This is a genomic window from Mesobacillus foraminis (assembly GCF_004340465.1).
In the GTDB taxonomy this organism is placed as follows: Bacteria; Bacillota; Bacilli; order Bacillales; family Cytobacillaceae; genus Mesobacillus_B; species Mesobacillus_B foraminis.
Genome location: NZ_SLVV01000010.1, coordinates 235,779 through 257,715 on the forward strand (window position 1 = coordinate 235,779; position 21,937 = coordinate 257,715).

The following is a 21,937-nucleotide window of genomic DNA, read 5'->3' on the forward strand; positions in this document are numbered from 1 at the left end:
GTTAGATTCCGGTCCAAAACAGCTTGTTTCCCCCTTATTCTCATCACCTGACAGAATGATTATAGACGTTATTCCAAAACTTTTTTACCTTATAAATGTACAGGAAAATTCATGAGTAAAATCGTAGGGGGTATTCTTGGTGAGAGAAACCGTTGTTGTTGCCAAAGATCCTAAAGGAGTTCCGCCAGCTCTGGATCAGAAAACATTGAAAGAAACCAGGAAAAATAGTTTAGCCAGATTAATGAAGAACAAGTATTTGTATCTCATGATCGCACCTGGCCTTTTGTACTTTATTATTTTTAAGTATTTTCCTATGGGCGGGCTTATGATTGCCTTTCAGGACTATCAGCCTTTTTTGGGGATTACCGGGAGTCCATGGGCAGGGTTTAAGCACTTTATAAGGTTGTTTACAGAACCTACCTTCTTTATGTTGTTATCGAATACGCTCTTTTTATTTGCTTTAAATCTATTTATCTTTTTTCCAATCCCGATTATTCTGGCTCTCATGTTAAATGAAGTAAGGGTGAAAATGTTTAAAAATGCCGTCCAGACGGTGATTTATATCCCGCATTTTATGTCCTGGGTCATCATCGTTTCGATTTCATACGTCTTCTTAACAGTCGATGGAGGGCTAATAAACGAAATGATTGCCAAAGCTGGCGGGGAAAAGATTGGTTTCCTTACCGATGGAAGCTGGACACGTGCCATGTATATTTTGCAGATTGTATGGAAGGAAATGGGCTGGTCCACGATCATTTATTTAGCAGCGGTAACAGCTGTGGATCCTCAATTATATGAGGCTGCAAAAATGGACGGCGCCAATCGTTTGAGACAAATATGGCATGTCACACTGCCGGCCATCCGTCCAGTCATCATCATTCTGTTAATTTTAAAAATCGGTCAAACCCTGGACCTTGGTTTTGAACATGTATATCTCCTATTAAACTCGCTAAATCGTGAAGCAATGGAAATCTTTGATACTTACGTCTATACTGCCGGGCTGAAAAACGGACAGCTAAGCTACAGTACCGCTGTCGGGTTATTCAAAGGGCTTGTTGGATTGATATTGGTCATAGGAGCAAACAAACTGGCTAAAAAATTCGGAGAAGATGGATTGTATTAAATAATGAAAACGTTAACAAAGGAGAGGCCGCGATGGATCGGGTTGGTGAGCTGTTTAATGAGATTTGCAAGATGATTCTAATGCTGGTTTATATTCAGGTTTTATGGGTGGTGTTCACTCTCCTCGGGTTGATTATATTCGGTTTCGGGCCGGCGACTTATGCCATGTTTACGGTTATGAGGCAGTGGGTTCGCGGGAATAAGGACCTGCCCATATTCAAAACGTATTTCAATGCCTATCGTTCCGGCTTTAAAGAATCGCTGGGGGCTGGCCTGTTTTATCTGGCATGCGGGATGATCTTGTATGTTGACCTGATCTATGTACAGTCGCAGGCACTTAAAGGGCTGCTGATGGTCATTTGTTTTCTCTATGCCGTCTCCCTGTTTTACATTTTTCCCATCCTTGTTCACTATGACTGGAAAAGTCCGGTTCTGAAAGTAAAGTGTTCCGTTTTATTTGGACTTTCTTATTTGCAGTATACATTAACTCTTTTTGCTGCCCTGGGAGCTGTTTATTATCTTTTATACCACGTTCCGGGAGTGCTTACCTTTTTTGGCATCAGTATCGGAAGCTATATGACCATGTGGATGGCGAATCAAGTGTTTAAGAGAATCGAAATCCAGGCTGGAATACACGATGTAAAAGTAAATGACAGCCTCATTAAAGGAGGTGGTAAGGTTTAAACGCCTGCCTTCTTAAAATGATTGCTTAAAAACAAACAATTAAAAGGGGATGAAGAGAATGATGAAGAAAATGAAAAAGAATAAAAGAAAAGTAGCAGCATTAAGTGCTTTAATCGCTTCACAGCTTCTGCTGGCAGCCTGTTCAAGCGGCGGCGAAAAAGCCAGCAGCGAAACAGAAAAATTTGACCCTAACTCAAAGGTGGATGTCAGCTGGACAGCCATTCTGCATACCCCGTCTACGCCGACAGATACCATTCTGAAGAAAATTGAGGAGGAAACGAACTCTAATATCAAATTTAATTGGGTGCCGGATGCATCAAAAGAAGAAAGGATTACCGCAGCCCTGGCATCGGGCGAGCTTTCAGACATCATTTCCTTGACTATGCTGACAAATTCCTCGGTCAGGCAATCTTTAAAAGCAGGGATGTTTTGGGAGGTCGGGGAATACCTCGATGATTATGATAATTTAAAGCTGATTTCTGAAGAAATGCGAACGGCTGCGTCGATTGAAGGCAAGCTGTATGGTGTTCCATTCCAAAAAGACCTTGCACGTTCTGGACTCCTCCTTCGTAAGGATTGGCTGGACAAGCTGGGATTAAAAGCTCCAACCACCCTGGACGAACTGTATGAAGTGGCCAAGGCGTTCACGGAAGGCGACCCTGACGGAAATGGCAAGGACGATACAGTTGGATTTGGTGACCGGAACGAACTAAGGTACGGAAACTTTAAAACTTTAAGTTCTTATTTTGGAACGCCAAACGGCTGGGCTGTAGATGAGAACGGCAAGTTTACAGCGGAATTCGAAACACAGGCATATAAAGATACAATGGAGTATTCGAGGAAATTGTACGAAAACGGCTATGTGGATAAAGATTTTGCCGTCACACCGAAAAATGACCAGATGGAAAAATTCGCACAAGGAAAAACCGGAATTTTTACTGGCCTAGTAGGAATTACCGGTTTGAAGAACCTTGCTCAAGGAATTCAAAATGAGATGGAAATCGTCCCAGTCAACAAAATCAAGAGCCCGGACGGTGAATACCATATCTGGTCCGAAAACAGCGGAATCGGCGGCTTGATGGCATTTCCAAAATCAGAAGTCAAAACGGAGGCTGAATTAAAACGCCTTCTCCAGTTTGTGAATGATTTAATTGATGAAGAAGTATTTATGCTGATGACAGGCGGAATTGAAGGGGAGCATTATGAGGTTGGCGAAAACGGCGAGTTTAAAATTCTTGATAATGAAAAATGGCAGCAGGATGTCCAGCCATTCTCCAGCTCAAGACCAAGCGAAATTACCCACAATATTATTGACGGAGACCCTGATAAGCAGCTTGTCAATGAACAAATTAAAGAAAATGCTGATTTTGCCGTTCTTGATCCAACCGTTCCGCTAGAATCACAAACAGCCAGCGAACGGGGAACCGAGCTTGAAAAAATCATCATCGATGCCACCATCAAGTATATTATGGGGGACATTGATGAAAAGGGATTTGATGCAGAGGTTGAAAAATGGAAGAAATCCGGCGGAGACAGCATGAGAGAAGAATTCGAGGCTGCCTATGAAAAGGCTAATAAGTAATTTTAGCAGATAAGCAGATCGCCCTTTCACTTTTATTCTTTAATAAGAAGGTAAAAGGAAAGGGCTGCTTCTGTTAAAAATGTTCCTTTGACGTGAAACCATACGGTAAATCAGCGGAGGAATTCCCCCTCTGGCAAAGCTAGGTATGGTTTTAGAGATTCAGAAAAAGGTAAAATAAATGAAGGTGAATAACCAGTTTTTAACATGCAGGTTTGAACTTGATTAGGCAAACCAACTAGTAAAAAGCCGAGAGAGATCATTGCAATTGAGAGGCTGAGGACGAAACTCTGGGAGGTTCTGCGAGGAAAACAATCCTGCATAGAGCGGATGAAGACGGAATTCAGTGTGATGTGCGAGAAAACTAGTTCTCATAAAGCCGATGAAGACTAATTCAGAGAGAGTTGCGAGGAAACTAGTCTTCATAAAGCCGATGAAGACCGAACTAAGAGGGATTTGCGAGGAAACTAGTCTTCATGAAGTCAATGAAGACCGAACTAAGAGGGATTTGCGAGAAAGCTAGTGTTCATAAAGCCGATGAAGACCCAACTAAGAGGGATTTGCGAGAAAGCTAGTCTTCATGAAGCCGATGAAGACCGAACTAAGAGGGATTTGCGAGGAGACTAGTCTTCATGAAGTCAATGAAGACCGAACTAAGAGGGATTTGCGAGGAAACTAGTCTTCATGAAGCCGATGAAGACCGAACTAAGAGGGATTTCCGAGAAAACTAGTCTTCATAAAGCCAATGAAGACCGAACTCAGAGGGATTTCCGAGAAAACTAGTCTTCATGAAGCCGAAACTAACGAGAATTGTGAAGAAAACCGTCATCATAATAAAGCTTGACACCTCTCCTCATTATCGAGAGCAGGTAAAGCAGATAAAAATGAAACATAAAAATGCAAACGTTAACATTTCAGGCAGGAGAAAGATCTGATTTTCCCGAAATACTAGTTACAAGCCTTAAAATCTATCAGCCAGAAACTCTTCGCTCAATAGCCGAAAAATAGCGAAATATAAAATAGAGGAGGTCATTACATGGAAACTCTTGCATCAAGTACATATGATATTCGGCAGTTTGGTGCTGTAAATGATGGAAGGACAATCAATACAGCAGCCATCTCGGAAGCGATAAAAAGGTGTGCGGAAAAAGGCGGAGGAACGGTTTATGTTCCGGCCGGCCGTTTTCTGACAGGAGCGGTTATTTTAAAAAGCAATGTGAACTTGTATTTGGAGGCTGGCGCGGTACTGTCCTTTAGTACGGACGTCAATGAATATCCTGTTGTACATTCCCGCTGGGAAGGTGTGAAAAGGGAGGTTTATGCTTCCTGCATCTATGCGGAGGACAGCGAAAATATTTCCGTGACAGGACATGGAATCCTTGATGGAAATGGACAATTTTGGTGGGACTTGTTTCGCAACAAACAAAATCAATATCCCAGGCCGAAACTGGTGAGCTTTGATACGTGTAAGCATGTCCTGATTTCCGGAGTAAAAATGGTCAATTCACCTAGCTGGACCGTGAATCCCATTCTTTGTGAAGATGTAACGATCCATAATATTGCGATTGAAAATCCGGCCGATTCGCCAAACACAGACGGAATTGACCCGGAATCCTGCCGGAATGTACGCATTTCAGACTGCCATATTGATGTGGGCGATGATTGTATTGCCATTAAATCGGGAACTGAAGATACGGCCAGGCGGGTTCCCTGTGAAAATATTACGATTACCAACTGTACGATGATTCACGGCCATGGCGGCGTTGTCCTTGGAAGTGAAATGAGCGGGGACATCCGAAATGTGACCGTCAGCAACTGTGTCTTTGAAGGAACAGACCGGGGCATCCGCTTAAAATCAAGACGGGGCCGCGGCGGGGTCATTGAGGACATTCGAGTAAACAATATTGTCATGAAAGGAGTCATCTGTCCTTTTATCGCCAATTTATATTATTTCTGCGGCCCGCGGGGAAAAGACAAATATGTCTATGACAAAAATCCTTACCCTGTGACGGAAGAGACGCCAGCCTTCAGAAGAATTCATTTTTCCAATATTACTGCCCGTGAAGTCAGTGCAGCCGCCGGCTTTTTATATGGACTCGCCGAAATGTATGTGGAAGATATCACCTTTGATCATATTTCGGTCGCCATGGCGGAGGACGCAGAACCTGGAATGCCGGCGATGATGGCTGAGCTTGAACCCATGAAACAGCGCGGCTTTTTCTGCTGCAATGTCACCGATATCTCGTTTAATCGAGTAACAGTAAGCAATCATGAAGGACCGGCTTTTTATATTGAAAATGGTAAAGATATCGAACTGGCCGGCTGCCGCTCCAAACAGCCGCGGACAGTAGAGGAATCGATCGCGGTCTTTAAGAACGTAACATCCGTTCATCAGATCTAAATGCCAAAAGGAGAAATCAAAATGGAATCCCAGGAAACAAAACGCCGGAAGTTATTAAATTTATTAGGAGATTTGCCCGAAAGGAACCAGATTCCTGCTGCAAAGCCATTGGCTGTACATGATAAAGGGGACTACTTGCTTGAGGTCCTTTTGTTAAGCGGAGAGGGAGACGAACAGATTCCGGCGTATTTTGCCCGCCCGAAAGAAACAGATGGAAAATTGCCGGTAGTGCTGTTCAACCATTCCCATGGAGGAAATTATCATATCGGGAAAACAGAGCTGATCCAAAGCAGTGATTATCTTCAAAACCCGTCTTATGCGGAACAATTGACTGCCATGGGCTATGGTGTCCTTTGTATGGACATGATTGGGTTTGGCGAGAGACGGGGCAGGGCAGAAAGCGAGATATTCAAGGAATTGCTTTGGAAAGGCCAAGTCATGTGGGGCAGAATGTTGTTTGACAGTATTACGGCACTTGACTATGTAATGTCAAGGGAGGAGGTTGATCCGTCAAGGGTTGCCACATTGGGAATGTCGATGGGTGGTTTGATGGCATGGTGGCTCTCAGCCCTTGATGATCGAATCAAAGTTTGCATTGATATCGCCGCCCAGGTGGAGGCTGAATCCTTGATTCAAAAAGGAGGGCTGGACCATCATGGTTTTTACTCCTATGTTCCCGGTTTATTAAAATACTTTTCCACGGCGGATATTCAAAAGCTGATAGTCCCGCGGTCCCATCTTAGTCTGGTAGGTAATCATGATAAACTGACCCCTTATGCCGGGCTTGGAATCATTGATGAGGAATTGACAAAGGAATATGCAGAGGCCGGGGTGCCCGAGAACTGGAAGATGGTCCGCTATCACTGCGGCCACATTGAAACAGCTGGCATGAGAGCGGAAGCCTGCAGATTCCTTCAAACTAATTTATAGGGTGATTTTATGATTGTAGCTCAAGATGGAAGCGGACAATTTACCAGTGTTCAGGAAGCGATCGATACCATACCGGATGACAATAAAAAGAGAGTTGTTATTTACATCAAGGATGGTGTGTATAAAGAAAAGCTTGAAATCCACAAACCCTTTATTTCTTTAATCGGAACAGACCGTACGAAAGTGAAAATTACATTCGATGATTATGCCAGGAAGTTAATGGACAATGGAGAGAAAATGGGGACATTTGGTTCATACAGCACCATTATCACTGGAGACAGCTTCCTCGCCAAAAATATCACCTTTGAAAACAATGCTGGCAGCGGGACCGTTGTCGGGCAGGCAGTAGCACTATATGTGGACGCAGACATGGTGGAATTCCACAATTGCTCGTTTTTAGGAAGTCAGGACACTTTGTTCACTGCCCCGCTGCCGCCAAAGCCAATAGAAGGAAATCGCTTTGGCGGACCCAGGGATGGTCTGGAAAAAAAGATGGGAAGAAGCTATTTCAGGAACTGTTATCTGGAAGGAGATGTGGATTTTATTTTCGGATCCGCAGCCTCTGTCTTCCAGCAATGCGAGATACACAGCCTGGACCAGTCAAGGGAAATCAATGGATATATTACGGCGGCATCCACCCCGGCTGAAGAAAAATACGGATATGTCTTTTTGGACTGCAGGTTAACGAGCAGTGCTGCAGCCCATACGGTCTACCTAGGCAGGCCATGGCGGGATTATGCAAAAACCGTATTTATCAATTGTTGGATGGGTGAGCATATTAAACCGGAAGGCTGGCATAACTGGGAAAAGCTGCATGCCGAAAAAACAGTCTTTTATGGGGAGTTCAACAGCAGGGGACCAGGAGGATCCATGGAGAACAGAGTGCCATGGGCAAAAGTGCTGACGGAGAAAGAGGCCAGGGAGTATACCCTTAAAAACGTATTGGGAGAAGATGAGAATTGGCCTTCCATTTGGGAGGAAGTCACCCAGGACGGGTAATCAAGTTCAGCCTGTGAATGGGCTTTCGCTGATTAAGGGAAGTCGGTCTTAATCCATAATGAAAAGAAAAGGGTGCCCAAAAGGGGTTCGGAATGGTCCCATTCCGAACCCTTTTTGTTCCCGGCTTTCTGTACAATGAGCTAACAATGGGAGGTGGCGCTTGATTTGTGGTTGAATACTTCTGGATTCTACACCACCTTGAGAGGTATCTTTAGAATAAGCTTGGTGATACTCCACATTGGCATTGTAAACCCTGTTGATTGGAGTGGAAGGCGCGCAGACTCCTGCGGGCTCAGTTGGACAGGTGTGACCCCGCAAGAGCGTGGGATAAGGAGGCACAGCGCCAGCCCCGAGGAAAGCGAAGCGCCTGGAACGGAAATCAACAGCCGCGTTTTTCCCGCAAACAAATAAAAAAAACTGTAAACAACCTCGTAATTGTCTACAGTCTGAAGGGTGCCCAAACGGCACCCTTGTTTGATTCTAGTATTCTTTTATAATAGAGGATTGGATTTTTCTGATGACATCTCCTCGGCTGATCACACCTACTACATGCCTGTTATGGTCAATGACAGGGAGCTTCTTGAAATGGTGTTCTGCTAAGAGAGAGACTGCCTTTTCCATATCTTCGTTCTCGGAAACGGAGATGATTCCCCTGGTTTTGGCAATATTGATGATTTCCGTCTCCGCCAGGTTGTCTAATCTCGTTTCCAGGCTTTGTCCTTCATCAAAGGCCATATAAAGAAGATAACTATAAATGCGGCTGTCAATGGGCTTGATGGCACGCAAAATATCTCCGTCGGATACCATCCCCAAAAGTTTGCCGTCTTCACTGCAGATCGGCAGACCGCCAATTTTCTTTTCAACCAGCCTGCTCATTACATCTTTGATGCTCTCATTCGGTTTCGCTTTGACAACATCCTTGATCATAAAATCCTTGACCTTCATGACTGACCACCTCTTTAGTGAATAATATAAGAGTTTAAAAGGCAACTCCAATATATGAACTCCGATTCAAGTATTTCACTTTTAGAATGGGAAGTCAATGGAAGATGAACTCCAATTCAGCTTTTGTTTCCTTCCTTCTTTCTTTTATTCCGTCAGGGCTTGCAATAGAGAATCGTTGACTAAAAGGGAGCATGAAGCTAAAGTGGATATGGGAATTATAATACAATAGTAGATATTCCATTTACCAGCAAATATTGGAACCTAAAGGAACATGGATAAGGAGAGAGAGAATGAAAGGTGAAACAAAACAGAAATATGTAATATTCTCCTTATTGATTGCGACCTTCCTTACCGCAATCGAAGGAACAATTGTCAGCACAGCTATGCCCAAAATAGTGGAAGATCTTGGCGGAAGTCAATTGTATACCTGGGTCATTTCGGTGTATCTGTTAACGACGGTCATAAGTACACCAGTATTTGGCAAATTGGCGGATTTGTTTGGCAGAAAAATGATGTTTGTGATCGGTGTTGTCATTTTTTTAATCGGCTCCACCCTTTCCGGATTTTCTCAATCGATGGAACAGCTTGTCATTTTTCGGGCGATTCAAGGGATTGGTGCAGGTGCGCTGACGACCATCCCTTTTACCATTATCGGGGATGTGTTCACGTATGAGCAGCGGGCAAAAGTTCAGGGCTGGATCAGCTCTGTGTGGGGAATTTCAGGCATTGTTGGCCCGCTTGTCGGCGGTTTTATTGTGGACACCATATCATGGCACTGGATTTTCTTTATGAATCTGCCGTTTGGCATCGTTGCCCTTTGTTTATTGTGGGTCTCTTTGCATGAACAGATTGAAAAGAAAAAGCAAACCATTGATTATGCAGGTATTTTCACCTTTGCTGTCAGCATGACCGCATTTTTGTATGCCTTGACATTACTTAAGGAAGAAAATCAGGTAACCGGCAGCATTCTGACGTTATTCATCGTAACGGTTGCAGGACTTGGCCTGTTTATATGGATTGAAGCGAAAGGAAAAGAGCCAATGCTTCCGCTTTCGCTGTTTAAGATTCGTTTTATTACCGTAGCGAATATCGCCGGATTTTTGCTTGGATTTATACTGGTGACAGTGACGTTTTATATTCCGTTATGGGTGCAAGGCGTAACAAATTTAAACGCTACGTTTTCGGGGATTGCCATGCTGCCAATGTCCCTTACCTGGCCCTTTGGAGCGGTGCTGTCAGGGAGATTGCTGGCGAAAACCTCCATTGGCAAGGTGTCGCTAATCGGGATTGTCATCATTGTGGCTGGCTGTCTCGGGCTGGTTACATTCCAGACAGGCACGACCATTCCATGGATGATGTTCATCACCGCTGTATTGGGGTTTGGTTTTGGACTCGCACTAACTTCCTTTACAGTGGCGGTCCAGTCAGCAGTGGACTGGAATATGCGAGGGGCTGCCATGGGGTCGAATAATCTGATGCGAAACCTGGGACAGGCAATCGGAATCGCCGTTTCTGGTTTATGGCTGAGCGATGAGCTGAGCGGCAAAGCCCTTGAAACCAGCTTGCATACCGTATTTATCATGCTTGTTTTACTGGCTCTGGCTGCAAGCCTTACCGCCGCTTTCCTGTTGAAGAAAAAGGGAAATGAGCTATCGATCCAATAAGGTGCAGTGCCGGTCAAGAGGTTCTATAGCACCTTGTAAAATAAGTTTCATAGTAGGTCGAGAGCACGTTCTCCTGTTAGGAGATCGTGTCAGTTTGTCGACAAAATGGGTTCGGAATAGTCTCATTCCGAACCTCTTTTTGATTTTATTGTGTTTTTACCTCTTGTATAATGATCCTCATTTCAGGCTCCTAGGCCATTATCGGACCTCTCCATTTCCAATTGGCCGTCTTTTTCAGGTTCAAGGCAGCGAAAGAGAGCATCGCCTGCATCAACAATTTTTTAAGTCCCTTAGAGTTTTCCAATGCATTTCATGCTTTCTTTTGCATCTGCGAATATCCGCTCGATGGTTTCCTTCCGTTTCGAATAGATGTTTTTTACTTCTTGTTTATGCCTCAGGCGGCCTGCTTCTTCCACATACCCTTGATATATGACGGGTGACCGCCTTTTGATGGAATTTTTTCTGAAAGCATCTTCATCGCCTCCAGCGTTTTATATTTCCATTTTATTTTAGTTTGGTGTTACTGCAACATTCACTATTAGAACCCTGTTGATTGGAGTGGAAGGCGTGAAGACTCCTGCGAGATCAGCGGGACAGGTTAGACCCCGCAGGAGCAGCAGCGTCGAGGAGGCTTACCGCCCGCCCCGCGGAAAGCGAAACGCCTGGAACGGAAGTCAACAGCTCATTTTTACAACCAGACATAATAAAAAAAGACTGTGACAACCTCAATTTTCATCGAGAGTTTGTCTAAAGTCTGGCACGGTTTCCTGTTAGGAGATCGTGTTTTTTTATGCTGCAGTTTTTCTTTTGGCAAATATTGTGTTTTTTTTAGCTGGAAAGGGTACAAGCAATAACGAAGAAATTACAAAAAAATATAGCAACTTTATTGTTGACAAACTTGTATAGGCAAGATAATATGTGTATATACAAGTTGTAGCTTGCATAGACAAGTTACTCCTTGTCATTTCAACCTTTACCTTTTGCTGTTTCATTTGTAAACGTTTAAGACCTGTTAATGGGGTGCGGAAATCCCTGATAACAGGATAAAAATGTAACCGTGAACAAATGGTAATAGAAAGCCTTATAAACGGCGGAGAGGAAGAGGAGGAAACGTGTCATTTTATATCAAAATTGTAAACGGTAACAGGGGGTTTAATAAATGAGCATAAATAAAGAATCTGTTGAACAAATTGTTCAGGCTGTCGGCGGCAAAGAAAATATCGCTGGAGCCACCCATTGCGTCACCCGCTTGCGCTTTGCCCTTAGGGATGAAGGCAAGGTAGACAAGGATGCATTGGAAAGTATTGATCTTGTCAAAGGATCCTTCTCTGCCAATGGACAGTATCAGGTCGTCATCGGACAGGGAACGGTTGATAAAGTCTATAAGGAAATGGTTGCCATGACTGGCATCGGGGAATCCTCCAAGCAGGATGTTAAAGATGAGGCAGCTAAGAAACTAAACCCTTTGCAGCGTGCGATTAAAACGCTGGCCGATATTTTTATCCCGATCCTTCCAGCGATCGTGACAGCCGGTTTGCTGATGGGGATTAACAATATCCTTACTGGACCCGGGATATTCTTCGATGAAAAAGCGCTTGTCGATGTCTACCCTCAATGGAAAGACGTTGCCAGCATCATTAACTTGATTGCCAATACAGCGTTTGTGTTCTTGCCTGGTTTAATAGGCTGGTCTGCCGTTAACCGATTTGGCGGAAGCCCATTGCTTGGTATTGTCCTGGGATTAATGCTTGTCCACCCGGATCTATTAAATGCATGGGGCTATGGTTCAGCCGAAGAAATTCCAACCTGGAACCTGTTTGGATTAGAAGTGCAAAAGGTTGGATACCAGGGTCAGGTCTTGCCGGTCCTGCTTGCATCTTATGTACTGGCAAGCATTGAAAAATTCTTGAAGAGAATGATTCCGGATGCCTTCCAGCTATTGCTTGTGGCTCCAATTGCCCTGCTGGTGACAGGCCTTCTTTCCTTTATCGCGATTGGACCAATCACATTTGCCATCGGAAATGTCATCACAGATGCAGTCGTCAATATTTTTGGATTTGCTCCAATCCTTGGTGGATTGATCTATGGCGGACTTTATGCACCGCTTGTTATTACAGGGATGCACCATACGTTCCTGGCGGTTGACCTCCAGCTGATCGGAAGCACGGGCGGAACCTTCCTATGGCCAATGGTCGCTCTTTCCAACATCGCTCAGGGAAGTGCCGCACTGGCCATGATGTTCCTGTTAAAAGATGAAAAATTGAAAAGCCTTTCTGTCACATCAGCAGTCTCTGCTTACCTGGGAGTAACAGAACCAGCGATGTTCGGGGTAAACCTGCGCTACCGCTTTGCCTTTATCTCTGCGATCATTGGGTCTGCCCTGGCAGGAGCTCTGATTTCTGTACAGGGTGTAAAAGCTCCATCCATTGGTGTGGGCGGTCTGCCGGGCTTCTTGTCCATCTTCCCTCAAAACTGGGGAGCGTTCTTTATCGGGATGGCAATCACACTTGTGGTTCCGTTCGTCCTGACATTCTTATTAGGTAAAATGCGCAAAGCGAAGTAACAGCACTCATGATGGTGTGCCAGCGGGCGAGCCGGCACACAACTGCTGAAAATAAAAAAACAGGACGATACCATTGGGGCAAAATAGGCATAAGCCTAGCCCATGATGGTATCGTATCTTGCTTTTTGGGTACATGGAAACTATACAGTAAGAATGCTGGTCTCCAGGAGCAAGGGAAGCTTAAGATGGGAGCTCCTGTTAAAAGCAGGCATTCCTCTTGCACTGGAAAAGAAAATAAGCTGCTGAACAGGAGTGGAAAGGCAATGGATAAAACATGGTGGAAAGAAAGTGTCGTTTATCAGATTTACCCCAGAAGCTTTATGGACAGCAATGGGGATGGCATCGGCGATCTGCAAGGAATCATCTCCCGGCTTGATTATCTGAAAAATTTAGGGATTGATGTGATCTGGCTTTCTCCTGTCTATAAATCGCCCAATGATGATAATGGCTATGATATCAGCGACTATCAGGATATTATGGATGAATTTGGGACAATGGCTGACTGGGAAGAGCTTCTTGACGAAGTACATAAACGCGGAATGAAGCTGATCATGGATCTGGTGGTTAACCACAGTTCAGATGAACACCCATGGTTTGCTGAAGCACGAAAATCAAAGGATAACCCGTATCGGGATTACTACATTTGGCGGGAGGGCAAGGAAGGAAAAGAGCCTACCAACTGGTATTCCAATTTTGGCGGTTCGGCATGGGAATACGATGAAGCAACGGGTGAATATTATTTGCACCTCTTTTCAAAAAAACAGCCGGATCTTAATTGGAGAAACCCGAAACTGCGGCAGGAAGTCTATAAAATGATGAAATGGTGGCTTGATAAGGGGATTGACGGGTTCCGGATGGATGTCATCAATTTTATTTCGAAGCCGGATGAATTCCTTGATGGAGTGCCTAAACCGGGCAAAAAATACGCATCTGGCAGCCAGTTTTACCGAAATGGCCTCCATATTCATGACTACCTCCAGGAAATGAACAGCGAAGCCCTCTCAAGCTATGATGTCATGACGGTCGGCGAAATGCCCGGGGTTACTCCGGAACTTGCCCAGGATTATACGTCCGACGAGCGTAATGAGCTGAACATGGTGTTTCAGTTTGAACATATGGGCCTCGATAATGGGCCAAATGGAAAATGGGATTTAAAACCGCTGAACTTGATTGACTTAAAAGAAAACTTGACGAAGTGGCAAATTGCACTGGAGGAAAAAGGCTGGAACAGTCTGTACTTCAACAACCATGATCAGCCCCGGGCTGTTTCCAGGTTCGGCGATGACAAGACTTACAGGGTTGCATCGGCCAAAATGCTGGCAACTTTGCTCCATATGATGAAAGGCACTCCCTATGTGTATCAGGGCGAAGAAATTGGCATGACCAACATTCGTTTTGGTGATATCGAGGATTACCGGGATATTGAAATTATGAATTTTTATCAGGAGCAGAAAGAAGAAGGTGCCCCCGAGGAACAAATCATGGAAAGCATCTATGTAAAGGGGCGGGACAACTCCAGGACTCCCATGCTATGGGATGGAAGCCCGAATGCCGGTTTCACAAGCGGAACACCGTGGATAAAAGTAAATCCTAACTACAAGGATGTAAATGCAGAAGACGCTCAAAAGGACCCAGGCTCGGTCTACCATTATTACCGAAAGCTCATTCAGCTCCGGAAAACACATGAAATCATTGTGTATGGAAGGTATGAACTGCTGTTAGAAGCCCATCCGGAGCTATTTGTCTATAAACGTACCCTGAATGGTGACACCTTGCTGGTGATCTGTAATTTTTACGGAAATGAAACAGAGTTCGAATGGCCGGATCACCTTCCAAACAGCTCGGCAGAATTGTTAATAACCAATTACGAAAACAATCAGTCAGATAAGTTGGGGACAATCAATCTGGCTCCATATGAAACAAGAGTTTATCTAATAAAGAGTTCCTGTTAAACTTGCCTGCTGATTTTTGTACTCGAGGCGGGTCCGGGGGTCCCCCAGCGCTTGCCGCGGGGTTTCCCTTTACCCCGTTTCTCAAGCAGGAGTCACGTGCCTGGTGATCGGTTTTAGCGGGATCTGTAAAAACAATTATGAGTAACAGTCCAATATAAAAAGAAATGGTGGGATCAGCACATGCAGCAACCTTGGTGGAAAAAAGCAGTTGTCTATCAAATCTATCCAAAGAGCTTCTATGATACAAAAGGAACTGGCATTGGAGATTTGCCGGGAATTATCGAGAAACTGGACTATCTGAAGGAATTGGGTGTGGACGTCATCTGGCTCACACCGATATACAAGTCGCCTCAGCGGGACAATGGATATGACATTAGCGATTATTATTCCATCCATGAAGAGTACGGCACAATGGAGGATTTCGACATGCTGCTCGAGGAAGGGCATAAGCGCGGAATCAAAATCATCATGGATATTGTCGTGAATCATACCTCAACAGAACACGAGTGGTTCAAACAGGCATCATCTTCAAAGGATAACCCGTACAGGGACTATTATATCTGGCGTGACGGTAAAGAAGACGGAAGTGCACCGACAAACTGGGAATCTAAATTTGGCGGTTCTGCCTGGGAATACGATGAGAAAACTGGCCAGTACTATCTGCATTTGTTTGATGTTACACAGGCTGATCTGAACTGGGAAAACGAGGAGCTGCGCCAGAAGATCTATGAAATGATGAATTTTTGGTTTAAGAAGGGTGTCGATGGCTTCCGCCTCGATGTCATCAATCTGATCTCAAAGGACCAGGATTTCCCGGATGACGATGGATCCATCCCTCCCGGGGACGGCAGAAAGTTTTATACGGACGGGCCAAGAGTACATGAGTTCCTTCAGGAAACCAACAAGGAGGTCTTTTCAAAGCATGACGCTATGACGGTAGGGGAAATGTCCTCCACTACCATAGACCATTGCATCAAGTACTCGAATCCGGAACGGAACGAGCTAAGCATGACGTTCAATTTCCATCATTTAAAAGTCGATTATCCAAACGGAGAAAAGTGGTCAGTTGCAGACTTTGACTTCCTGGCATTAAAACGGATCCTTTCCCTTTGGCAGCTTGAAATGCATAAGGGCGGGGGATGGAACGCTCTGTTCTGGTGCAACCATGACCAGCCGCGGATCGTCTCCCGCTACGGAGATGATGGCACATATCATCATGAATCGGCCAAAATGCTGGCAACCTCCATGCATATGATGCAGGGCACCCCTTATATTTATCAAGGGGAAGAAATTGGCATGACCAATCCGAAGTTTGACACCATCGATGATTACCGGGATGTCGAGTCTTTGAATATTTATAAAATCAAGCAGGCAGAGGGAATGAGTCAAGAAGAGATCCTTGAGATCCTTAAACATAAATCCCGTGACAATTCCCGTACACCTGTTCAGTGGAATGACCAGGCCCATGCAGGTTTTACCTCTGGAACTCCATGGATTCCTGTTTCAGCCAATTATCCTGAAATCAATGTCCAGAGTGCTTTGAAAGATCCAAATTCGGTTTTCTACCATTATCAAAAGCTGATTCAGCTGCGAAAACAATACGATATTATCACCTATGGGGATTATCAGCTGATTTTAGAGGAGCATCCAGAACTATTTGCCTATGTGCGAAATGGGGAGAACGAGAAGCTGGTTGTGATTAATAATTACTACGGCAAAGAAACAGTCTTTGAACGGCCTGGGGAAGTTGATGTGACAGGGATGACCAGCGAGCTGCTGCTTTCCAACTATCCTGATTCCGGCCAGTACTCCGAGAGAATCACACTTCGTCCTTTCGAATCGGTTGTGTATCATTTTAAAAAGTAGAATTCAGCTTTTGACTTGTTTCCAGTTTTATCTGTAAAATAAAGATAGATATACGGCCGACGTGTCACGTTCACGTTGGCCTTTTGTTTAAGTGGAATAAGACGTATAAAGCAATTTTAGCGATGATAGATGGTGTGATAAAACATGAAGAATAATAAATATTTAACAATTTACGAGGAAATGGTTGAACAGATCAAAAACGGAACCCTGAAGCCCAATACGAAACTTCCATCGGAAAATGATTTAGTGGAGCAATATGACACTTCCCGCGAAACGGTCCGAAAAGCTTTAACCATGCTTTCGCAGAATGGCTATATTCAAAAGGTCAGGGGCAAAGGATCTTTTGTATTGGACATGACCAAATTTGATTTTCCCATTTCCGGCCTGGTGAGCTTCAAGGAATTAGCCCAGAAAATGGGGAAGCCCTGGAAAACGATTGTAAATGAATTTGAACTGATTAAACCTGATGATTATTTACAGAAGCATTTGAGCGTAACAGGAAAAGACTCCGTCTGGAAGGTGCTCCGTTCCCGCGAAATGGATGGGGAGCGGATCATTCTCGATAAAGATTACTTTAACAAGAAGTATGTGCCCATCCTGACAAAGGAGATTTGTGAAGGGTCGATTTATGAATATCTGGAAGAGGACCTGCAGCTGAAAATCAGTTTTGCAAAGAAAGAAATTTACGTCGAAGAACCGACTGAAGAGGACTGCCGGTATATCGATCTGCAAGACTATAATCATGTGGTAGTCGTAAAGAACTTTGTCTATTTGGAGGACGCCAGTTTATTTCAATACACGGAATCCCGGCACCGGCTGGATAAATTCCGGTTTGTGGATTTTGCCAGGAGAGGCCACTAAGAACTTCTTCGAGGCCATGATCTCATTTTATCTGAAGGATTTTTCAGAGCTGAAACAAAGCTTTGGGAAATCCTTTTTTTGTTTTTTATTCAAATTTTTGCCGGTCTGAAAAAATCGATGTTAAGGCAAAGGAATGGATATATTAAGTTTATAAATTAGATAAAAGCGAGGGCAACAGATGCATGAGGAGTTATGTACTTTCAATTTGGAGTTTACTTGACCCCCTTTATTATTCCTTCACTCGTCTAACCTATCTGAACGGCGAAGACAATATTTTCCGAATTCGGCTGACAAGATATAAAGGGAAGAAAATAATCCTGTCTGACGGGGCTGAAATTAATAAAAATGACATCATGGTCAAGATTCATCTTCACAATGTCAGACTGCTTAATGAATTAAAAAACATAAAAAGCGACCTGAGGAAAGCAAGAAGAATATACAGCCATGTGCAAAAGTCGCTGCCAGGTGTGGAATCCTATATAAGAAACCACAGATGTTCAGATCAGATAAAAGGAATCATTGGAATCACCATGCTCAATAAAGGCTGCGAACGCCTGGGTTTTGAAGTGTGCGATATTGGCCATCCCGTTTATAAATGGTATAAATGGATCACTTTGCTCCCAATCTGGATCCTATCAAGTCATCGTTCAGGGCACGCCTTTAAACAGGCTCCCACCTATTTATTCATGTCAGCAGAAACATTATCGGAATTGTACAAGGAATAGCGGGTTATCCATATGTAAAAAAAGCTGTTAAAGATAACAGCTTTTCGTCTAAATACCTTAAATCGCTTTTCCGGATTTAATTTGGGCAGAAGCGAGACTCAGTTCATGAATGGTGATTTCCGGTCGGCTTCCGATACGGACGTTCACTCCGGTCTGGCCCAGTCCCTCATTAATATAATATTTTTTTCCATCCTGGGTATGGGAGCCTTTTATTTTATTCATTCGTGCAAGCTTTCCCATTTTGGCCAGGTGGTAAGCTTTCGGATAACAAATTTGACCTCCGTGGAAGTGCCCGGCAAGCAAATAATCAAAATGATGATGTTTCATATCGAGGACAATCGTAGGATCGTGGGTTAATACTAAATTGATTCCATGCTGGATTCCATGGTAGGAAGACTTAAGGTCACTCCGGGAAGTGCTGAAATCATCTATGCCTATGATATTCACCAATTGTCCTCTGACCAAAATCGGTTCATGCTGATTGATGAGAACTTTGCAGCTGGCGTTTTCAAGTGTCTCAATCAAAGTGTTCAGATCATCTGGCCGAAGAACATAATCATGGTTGCCCAGAACAGCGAACATGCCGTATGGAGCTTTTAGCTGATTGAGAACAGCTAAATAAGGGACAAGTTTTGGGATTGTGCGCTTGCGGTCAAGAAAATCGCCTGTTAAGGCAATCAGGTCGATGTGTTCATCCTTCAGCTTTGTGTAAAGCTCTTCTGGTGTGATGGAGATATTCTCTAGATGAAGGTCTGAAAGGTGAAGAATTGATAATTTTGGGCTGTGCTCTTTTGTATATTCGTTCTCAATGCTTAATCGGTTTAATGCGATATCTTTTGTGTTTTTATAGGCCTTCTTCAAGCCGAAATAAATGAGGACCAATAAAACAGACCAAAATAAAATATTCAATCAGGTCACTCCTTTCCTGATTAAATTATACATGGAAAATGCCGCCCCTTTTACAAGCAATTGTTGGCAGCTTACTCTCTTGCTTGGTGGATCAGGTTTTCCGACTAACGGCACAGTGAGGTGTACCATGAAAAATCAGGCTAAGTCAGTTTTATTCCTGCCCTTTTTACAAATTCCTTCCGGTCACCATCAGGCGGCCGAGGCACTCCTCGAAGAGCTAGGGAAGCGGCATCCGCACACACAGTGCGAGAAGGTCGATATTCTTGGTTATAGCTATGGGAGAATGGAATCCTTCGTTTCAAGGATTTACCTTAAATGGATACATGCTTTACCGGGTATTTATCATGCACTTTATCAACATTCTGTTTATAAAAACCCTCAGGAAGACAAACGGTTCTATCTATATGAGTTTTTATTCCTGCCATTCATGAGAAAACTGATTTCCGAGAAAAACCCTGATTTAATCATCTGTACACATGCATTGCCAGCCTATATGGTTAATGTCCTGAAAAAAAGGAATGAATTAAAGGTACCTGCCATCAATGTCTATACCGATTACTTTATCCATCGTTTTTGGGGAGTAGATCAAATCGATTTCCATTTTGTGCCTACCGAAGGCATGAAAACATTCCTGAAAAATAAAGGAGTCAGTGAACAGAATATTTATATCACCGGAATTCCGGTTCACTCCAAAATCACCAAACTGATGGAGCCTCCAAAGAATAAAACTTCCACTTCGTTTTCCGTTCTGGTTGCAGGAGGAAGCATGGGGGCTGGCGGAGTAGGGAATCTCGTCCGAAAAATTACGGAAACACCAACAGAAGGAAAATTGCATTATTACATACTCTGCGGGAAAAACAGAGGGCTATATGACCAGCTGAAAAAGCTGAAACATGAAAATATCACCCCATTAGCCTATATCAGCTGCAAAGACGAAATGAACAAGCTCTATGATGAAATCGATGCCGTGGTCACCAAGCCGGGGGGAGTGACCATTAGCGAGTGCCTTTGTAAGCGGAAACCGATCTTCATCCACGAAGCCCTGCCGGGGCAGGAGGTCATCAATCTCCAGCAGCTAAATGAATTAGGAGTGGTTTTTCAGCTGAATAAAGAGAACATTCATGAACAAATTCAATCCATCCTGCAAAATGAAAATGAGATGGAGCGGTATCAAAGCCAAGTCTCAAACTTCCACAGTCAGCTGTGCCGGGAAGAGCCCGCAGAAATCCTTGGGGGCTTATTGAACCGAGAGTTTCATACGCCGGATAACGGTTAAATAAAAACGGAAAAGCGGTAGACCGCTTTTCCGTTTAATTAAACAAGGGTGGTGTAACGCCATAGCTGGTTGGCAGTAGGCGGAGCAAGCATTTCCAGCCCCTTGCTTTCTGCCTGATGCAGGATCTCCCAGTCTTGGTTTCCTTCTTTTAAATAAACCTCGTGATTGGGTGACTGGTCATGAATCCCTGCGATATCCACTGCTCCATTATGATAAAAGGTCACGTGAACCTCGTAATCAATCGCTGGTGACAGCACAACCGGATTCTTAACAGAGTGGGACAGCACGAACGATGTACTTTCCTCGGTTGTGAGGACCTTATCAAGCCTGATGAGTTCATCAGAGGCCTTGTCGCTTTCGATAAATTCCCTGTACCAGTTGTAGGCTTTTGTTTCCCCTACATGCTTTTGCAATTCCACTGTATTTTCATCTTCGCCTATCTTCAAATAAACATCCGCACGTGTTCGGAAAGTGTCCGATTCTGGATCAAATTCCCGGTCGTCTCCTTGAAAATAATGATCCGCTGAAACGACATTTGGATTTTTAATCCACTTTTCCGGAAGGAATGTCGTATAGCGGAGCTGTTTTGATGTCTCCTGCTTTGTCTCACTGGAAGGATGCAGAAGCTGGTTTATAGGGGGGATTTTCTTGCTGATCCAAAACTCTTCTTTAGCAGCCTGGTCTCTGGAAGAACCCTTTTTTAGCGTGCCAACCAGTCCGGCTACCAGTGACTTTCCCTCGCTCACTTCCTGCTCAGAATCCTGCAAGGGCCTTTTGGCTTTTATCGAATAGGTATATTCCACATGATCTTCGATGCTTTGATCGATGAAAGTACACCGATTCACTTTTCCAATGGGAATTCCATTGCGGAAAATCGTATATTCCTTTATTCCCTCTATAGGTTCCCATTCCAGAATCACTTGGTTTATTGTGATGATGGTGGTCGTAATTAAGTCGAGAAGAATGTTTTCCGCTCTTTTCTCCTCAACAGCGGTCGATGTCTGAACCTTCATCCTTTCAAGAACCTCTGAATCCATTCCTAATCTTTCAATTGTATACGTATAAAGTGTCCCGGGTGTAAGGTCCTGATCAATCATTCCGGGCTCCATGCCCGAATAAACTAGTTTATGCCCTCTGAATACTTGGTAAGGTCCCCCAGCATCAGGCCATGCTAGAGCAATTTGCTTCGTATTTTGCTCAACCTTTTCCATGACAAACGATGGGGCAGGCAAGGCTGTCCGTCGCTTATGTTTCGCAAATTTTACAACAGCGGCTCCCGCGAACAGCGTAACCAGGGAGAATCGGGCAAGCTTTTTTCGCTGAATGGCTGGAAATGTAAATGATTTCTCCAATCTCGACACCTCTTTCTTTGCCAGCTTTCCAATCGTGTTTCTTTTGCTATACCCAGTTTGTTGAGAGGGCACACACGCATTATTTTCCTTTTATCCATGGAGAATTTGA

General features: G+C 44.0%; 17 protein-coding genes and 1 pseudogene. 14 read left to right on the forward strand and 4 right to left on the reverse strand.

The features are described 5' to 3' along the window. The first annotated feature begins 241 nt into the window (after positions 1 to 241). The 6 genes from EV146_RS19240 to EV146_RS19265 all read left to right on the forward strand — a co-directional run bounded on the left by EV146_RS19240 (position 242) and on the right by EV146_RS19265 (position 7,715). Positions 242 to 1,123 carry an ABC transporter permease gene (locus EV146_RS19240; protein WP_132009763.1) on the forward strand — a complete coding sequence of 294 codons (882 nt, stop codon included), beginning with the start codon at positions 242 to 244 and terminating at the stop codon, positions 1,121 to 1,123. A gap of 32 nt (positions 1,124 to 1,155) precedes the next feature. Then, a complete protein-coding gene (locus EV146_RS19245) occupies positions 1,156 to 1,806 on the forward strand; it encodes a YesL family protein (RefSeq protein WP_132009648.1) in 651 nt (216 codons plus the stop codon). Positions 1,807 to 1,867: 61 nt separating this feature from the next. Then, the gene (locus EV146_RS19250; RefSeq protein ID WP_132009766.1) at positions 1,868 to 3,388 is read left to right on the forward strand and encodes an extracellular solute-binding protein; all 1,521 of its coding nucleotides are present in this window, start codon (positions 1,868 to 1,870) and stop codon (positions 3,386 to 3,388) included. A gap of 1,033 nt (positions 3,389 to 4,421) precedes the next feature. Continuing rightward, complete coding sequence (locus EV146_RS19255) at positions 4,422 to 5,786, forward strand: glycoside hydrolase family 28 protein (RefSeq protein WP_132009651.1); 1,365 nt, start codon at positions 4,422 to 4,424, stop codon at positions 5,784 to 5,786. Between the two features lie 21 nt (positions 5,787 to 5,807). Beyond that, positions 5,808 to 6,716: a dienelactone hydrolase family protein gene (locus EV146_RS19260; RefSeq protein WP_132009654.1), complete on the forward strand. Its 909-nt coding sequence runs from the start codon at positions 5,808 to 5,810 to the stop codon at positions 6,714 to 6,716. 9 nt (positions 6,717 to 6,725) lie between these two features. Continuing rightward, positions 6,726 to 7,715 carry a pectinesterase family protein gene (locus EV146_RS19265; protein WP_132009657.1) on the forward strand — a complete coding sequence of 330 codons (990 nt, stop codon included), beginning with the start codon at positions 6,726 to 6,728 and terminating at the stop codon, positions 7,713 to 7,715. Between the two features lie 480 nt (positions 7,716 to 8,195). Here EV146_RS19265 and EV146_RS19275 read toward each other — a convergent pair whose 3' ends face one another. Next, positions 8,196 to 8,660 carry a CBS domain-containing protein gene (locus tag EV146_RS19275; RefSeq protein ID WP_121613479.1) on the reverse strand — a complete coding sequence of 155 codons (465 nt, stop codon included), beginning with the start codon at positions 8,658 to 8,660 and terminating at the stop codon, positions 8,196 to 8,198. Between the two features lie 290 nt (positions 8,661 to 8,950). Between EV146_RS19275 and EV146_RS19280 the strand changes: the two genes are divergently transcribed. Then, positions 8,951 to 10,324 carry an MDR family MFS transporter gene (locus EV146_RS19280; RefSeq protein WP_132009663.1) on the forward strand — a complete coding sequence of 458 codons (1,374 nt, stop codon included), beginning with the start codon at positions 8,951 to 8,953 and terminating at the stop codon, positions 10,322 to 10,324. Between the two features lie 190 nt (positions 10,325 to 10,514). Here EV146_RS19280 and EV146_RS27935 read toward each other — a convergent pair. Next, positions 10,515 to 10,786 (reverse strand): annotated as a pseudogene (locus EV146_RS27935) (transposase); the annotation flags it as partial. Positions 10,787 to 11,483: 697 nt separating this feature from the next. Between EV146_RS27935 and treP the strand changes: the two are divergent. The 6 genes from treP (at position 11,484) to EV146_RS19310 (ending at position 18,291) form a co-directional block, all read left to right on the forward strand. Beyond that, positions 11,484 to 12,887, forward strand: coding sequence for a PTS system trehalose-specific EIIBC component (gene treP / locus EV146_RS19290; RefSeq protein WP_132009666.1), 1,404 nt, complete (start codon positions 11,484 to 11,486; stop codon positions 12,885 to 12,887). 102 nt (positions 12,888 to 12,989) lie between these two features. Continuing rightward, a complete protein-coding gene (locus EV146_RS27160; protein WP_158287145.1) occupies positions 12,990 to 13,133 on the forward strand; it encodes a hypothetical protein in 144 nt (47 codons plus the stop codon). Between the two features lie 17 nt (positions 13,134 to 13,150). After that, positions 13,151 to 14,839, forward strand: a complete 1,689-nt coding sequence (locus tag EV146_RS19295; protein WP_132009669.1) for a glycoside hydrolase family 13 protein — start codon at positions 13,151 to 13,153, stop codon at positions 14,837 to 14,839. Between the two features lie 180 nt (positions 14,840 to 15,019). Beyond that, positions 15,020 to 16,705 (forward strand): alpha,alpha-phosphotrehalase, encoded by a 1,686-nt coding sequence (treC, locus tag EV146_RS19300; RefSeq protein ID WP_132009671.1) that lies wholly within the window; start codon positions 15,020 to 15,022, stop codon positions 16,703 to 16,705. A gap of 144 nt (positions 16,706 to 16,849) precedes the next feature. Then, a complete protein-coding gene (gene treR / locus EV146_RS19305) occupies positions 16,850 to 17,566 on the forward strand; it encodes a trehalose operon repressor (RefSeq protein WP_132009673.1) in 717 nt (238 codons plus the stop codon). A 182-nt stretch (positions 17,567 to 17,748) separates the two neighbouring features. Continuing rightward, positions 17,749 to 18,291 (forward strand): YkoP family protein, encoded by a 543-nt coding sequence (locus tag EV146_RS19310; RefSeq protein WP_132009675.1) that lies wholly within the window; start codon positions 17,749 to 17,751, stop codon positions 18,289 to 18,291. Positions 18,292 to 18,348: 57 nt separating this feature from the next. Here the strand turns inward: EV146_RS19310 and EV146_RS19315 are convergent, their stop codons facing one another. Continuing rightward, a complete protein-coding gene (locus EV146_RS19315) occupies positions 18,349 to 19,200 on the reverse strand; it encodes a metallophosphoesterase (protein ID WP_132009677.1) in 852 nt (283 codons plus the stop codon). A 127-nt stretch (positions 19,201 to 19,327) separates the two neighbouring features. Between EV146_RS19315 and EV146_RS19320 the strand changes: the two genes are divergently transcribed. After that, positions 19,328 to 20,476 (forward strand): MGDG synthase family glycosyltransferase, encoded by a 1,149-nt coding sequence (locus EV146_RS19320; RefSeq protein WP_132009679.1) that lies wholly within the window; start codon positions 19,328 to 19,330, stop codon positions 20,474 to 20,476. 38 nt (positions 20,477 to 20,514) lie between these two features. Here the strand turns inward: EV146_RS19320 and EV146_RS19325 are convergent, their stop codons facing one another. Further along, complete coding sequence (locus tag EV146_RS19325) at positions 20,515 to 21,828, reverse strand: DUF3238 domain-containing protein (RefSeq protein ID WP_132009680.1); 1,314 nt, start codon at positions 21,826 to 21,828, stop codon at positions 20,515 to 20,517. Positions 21,829 to 21,937 lie beyond the last annotated feature (109 nt).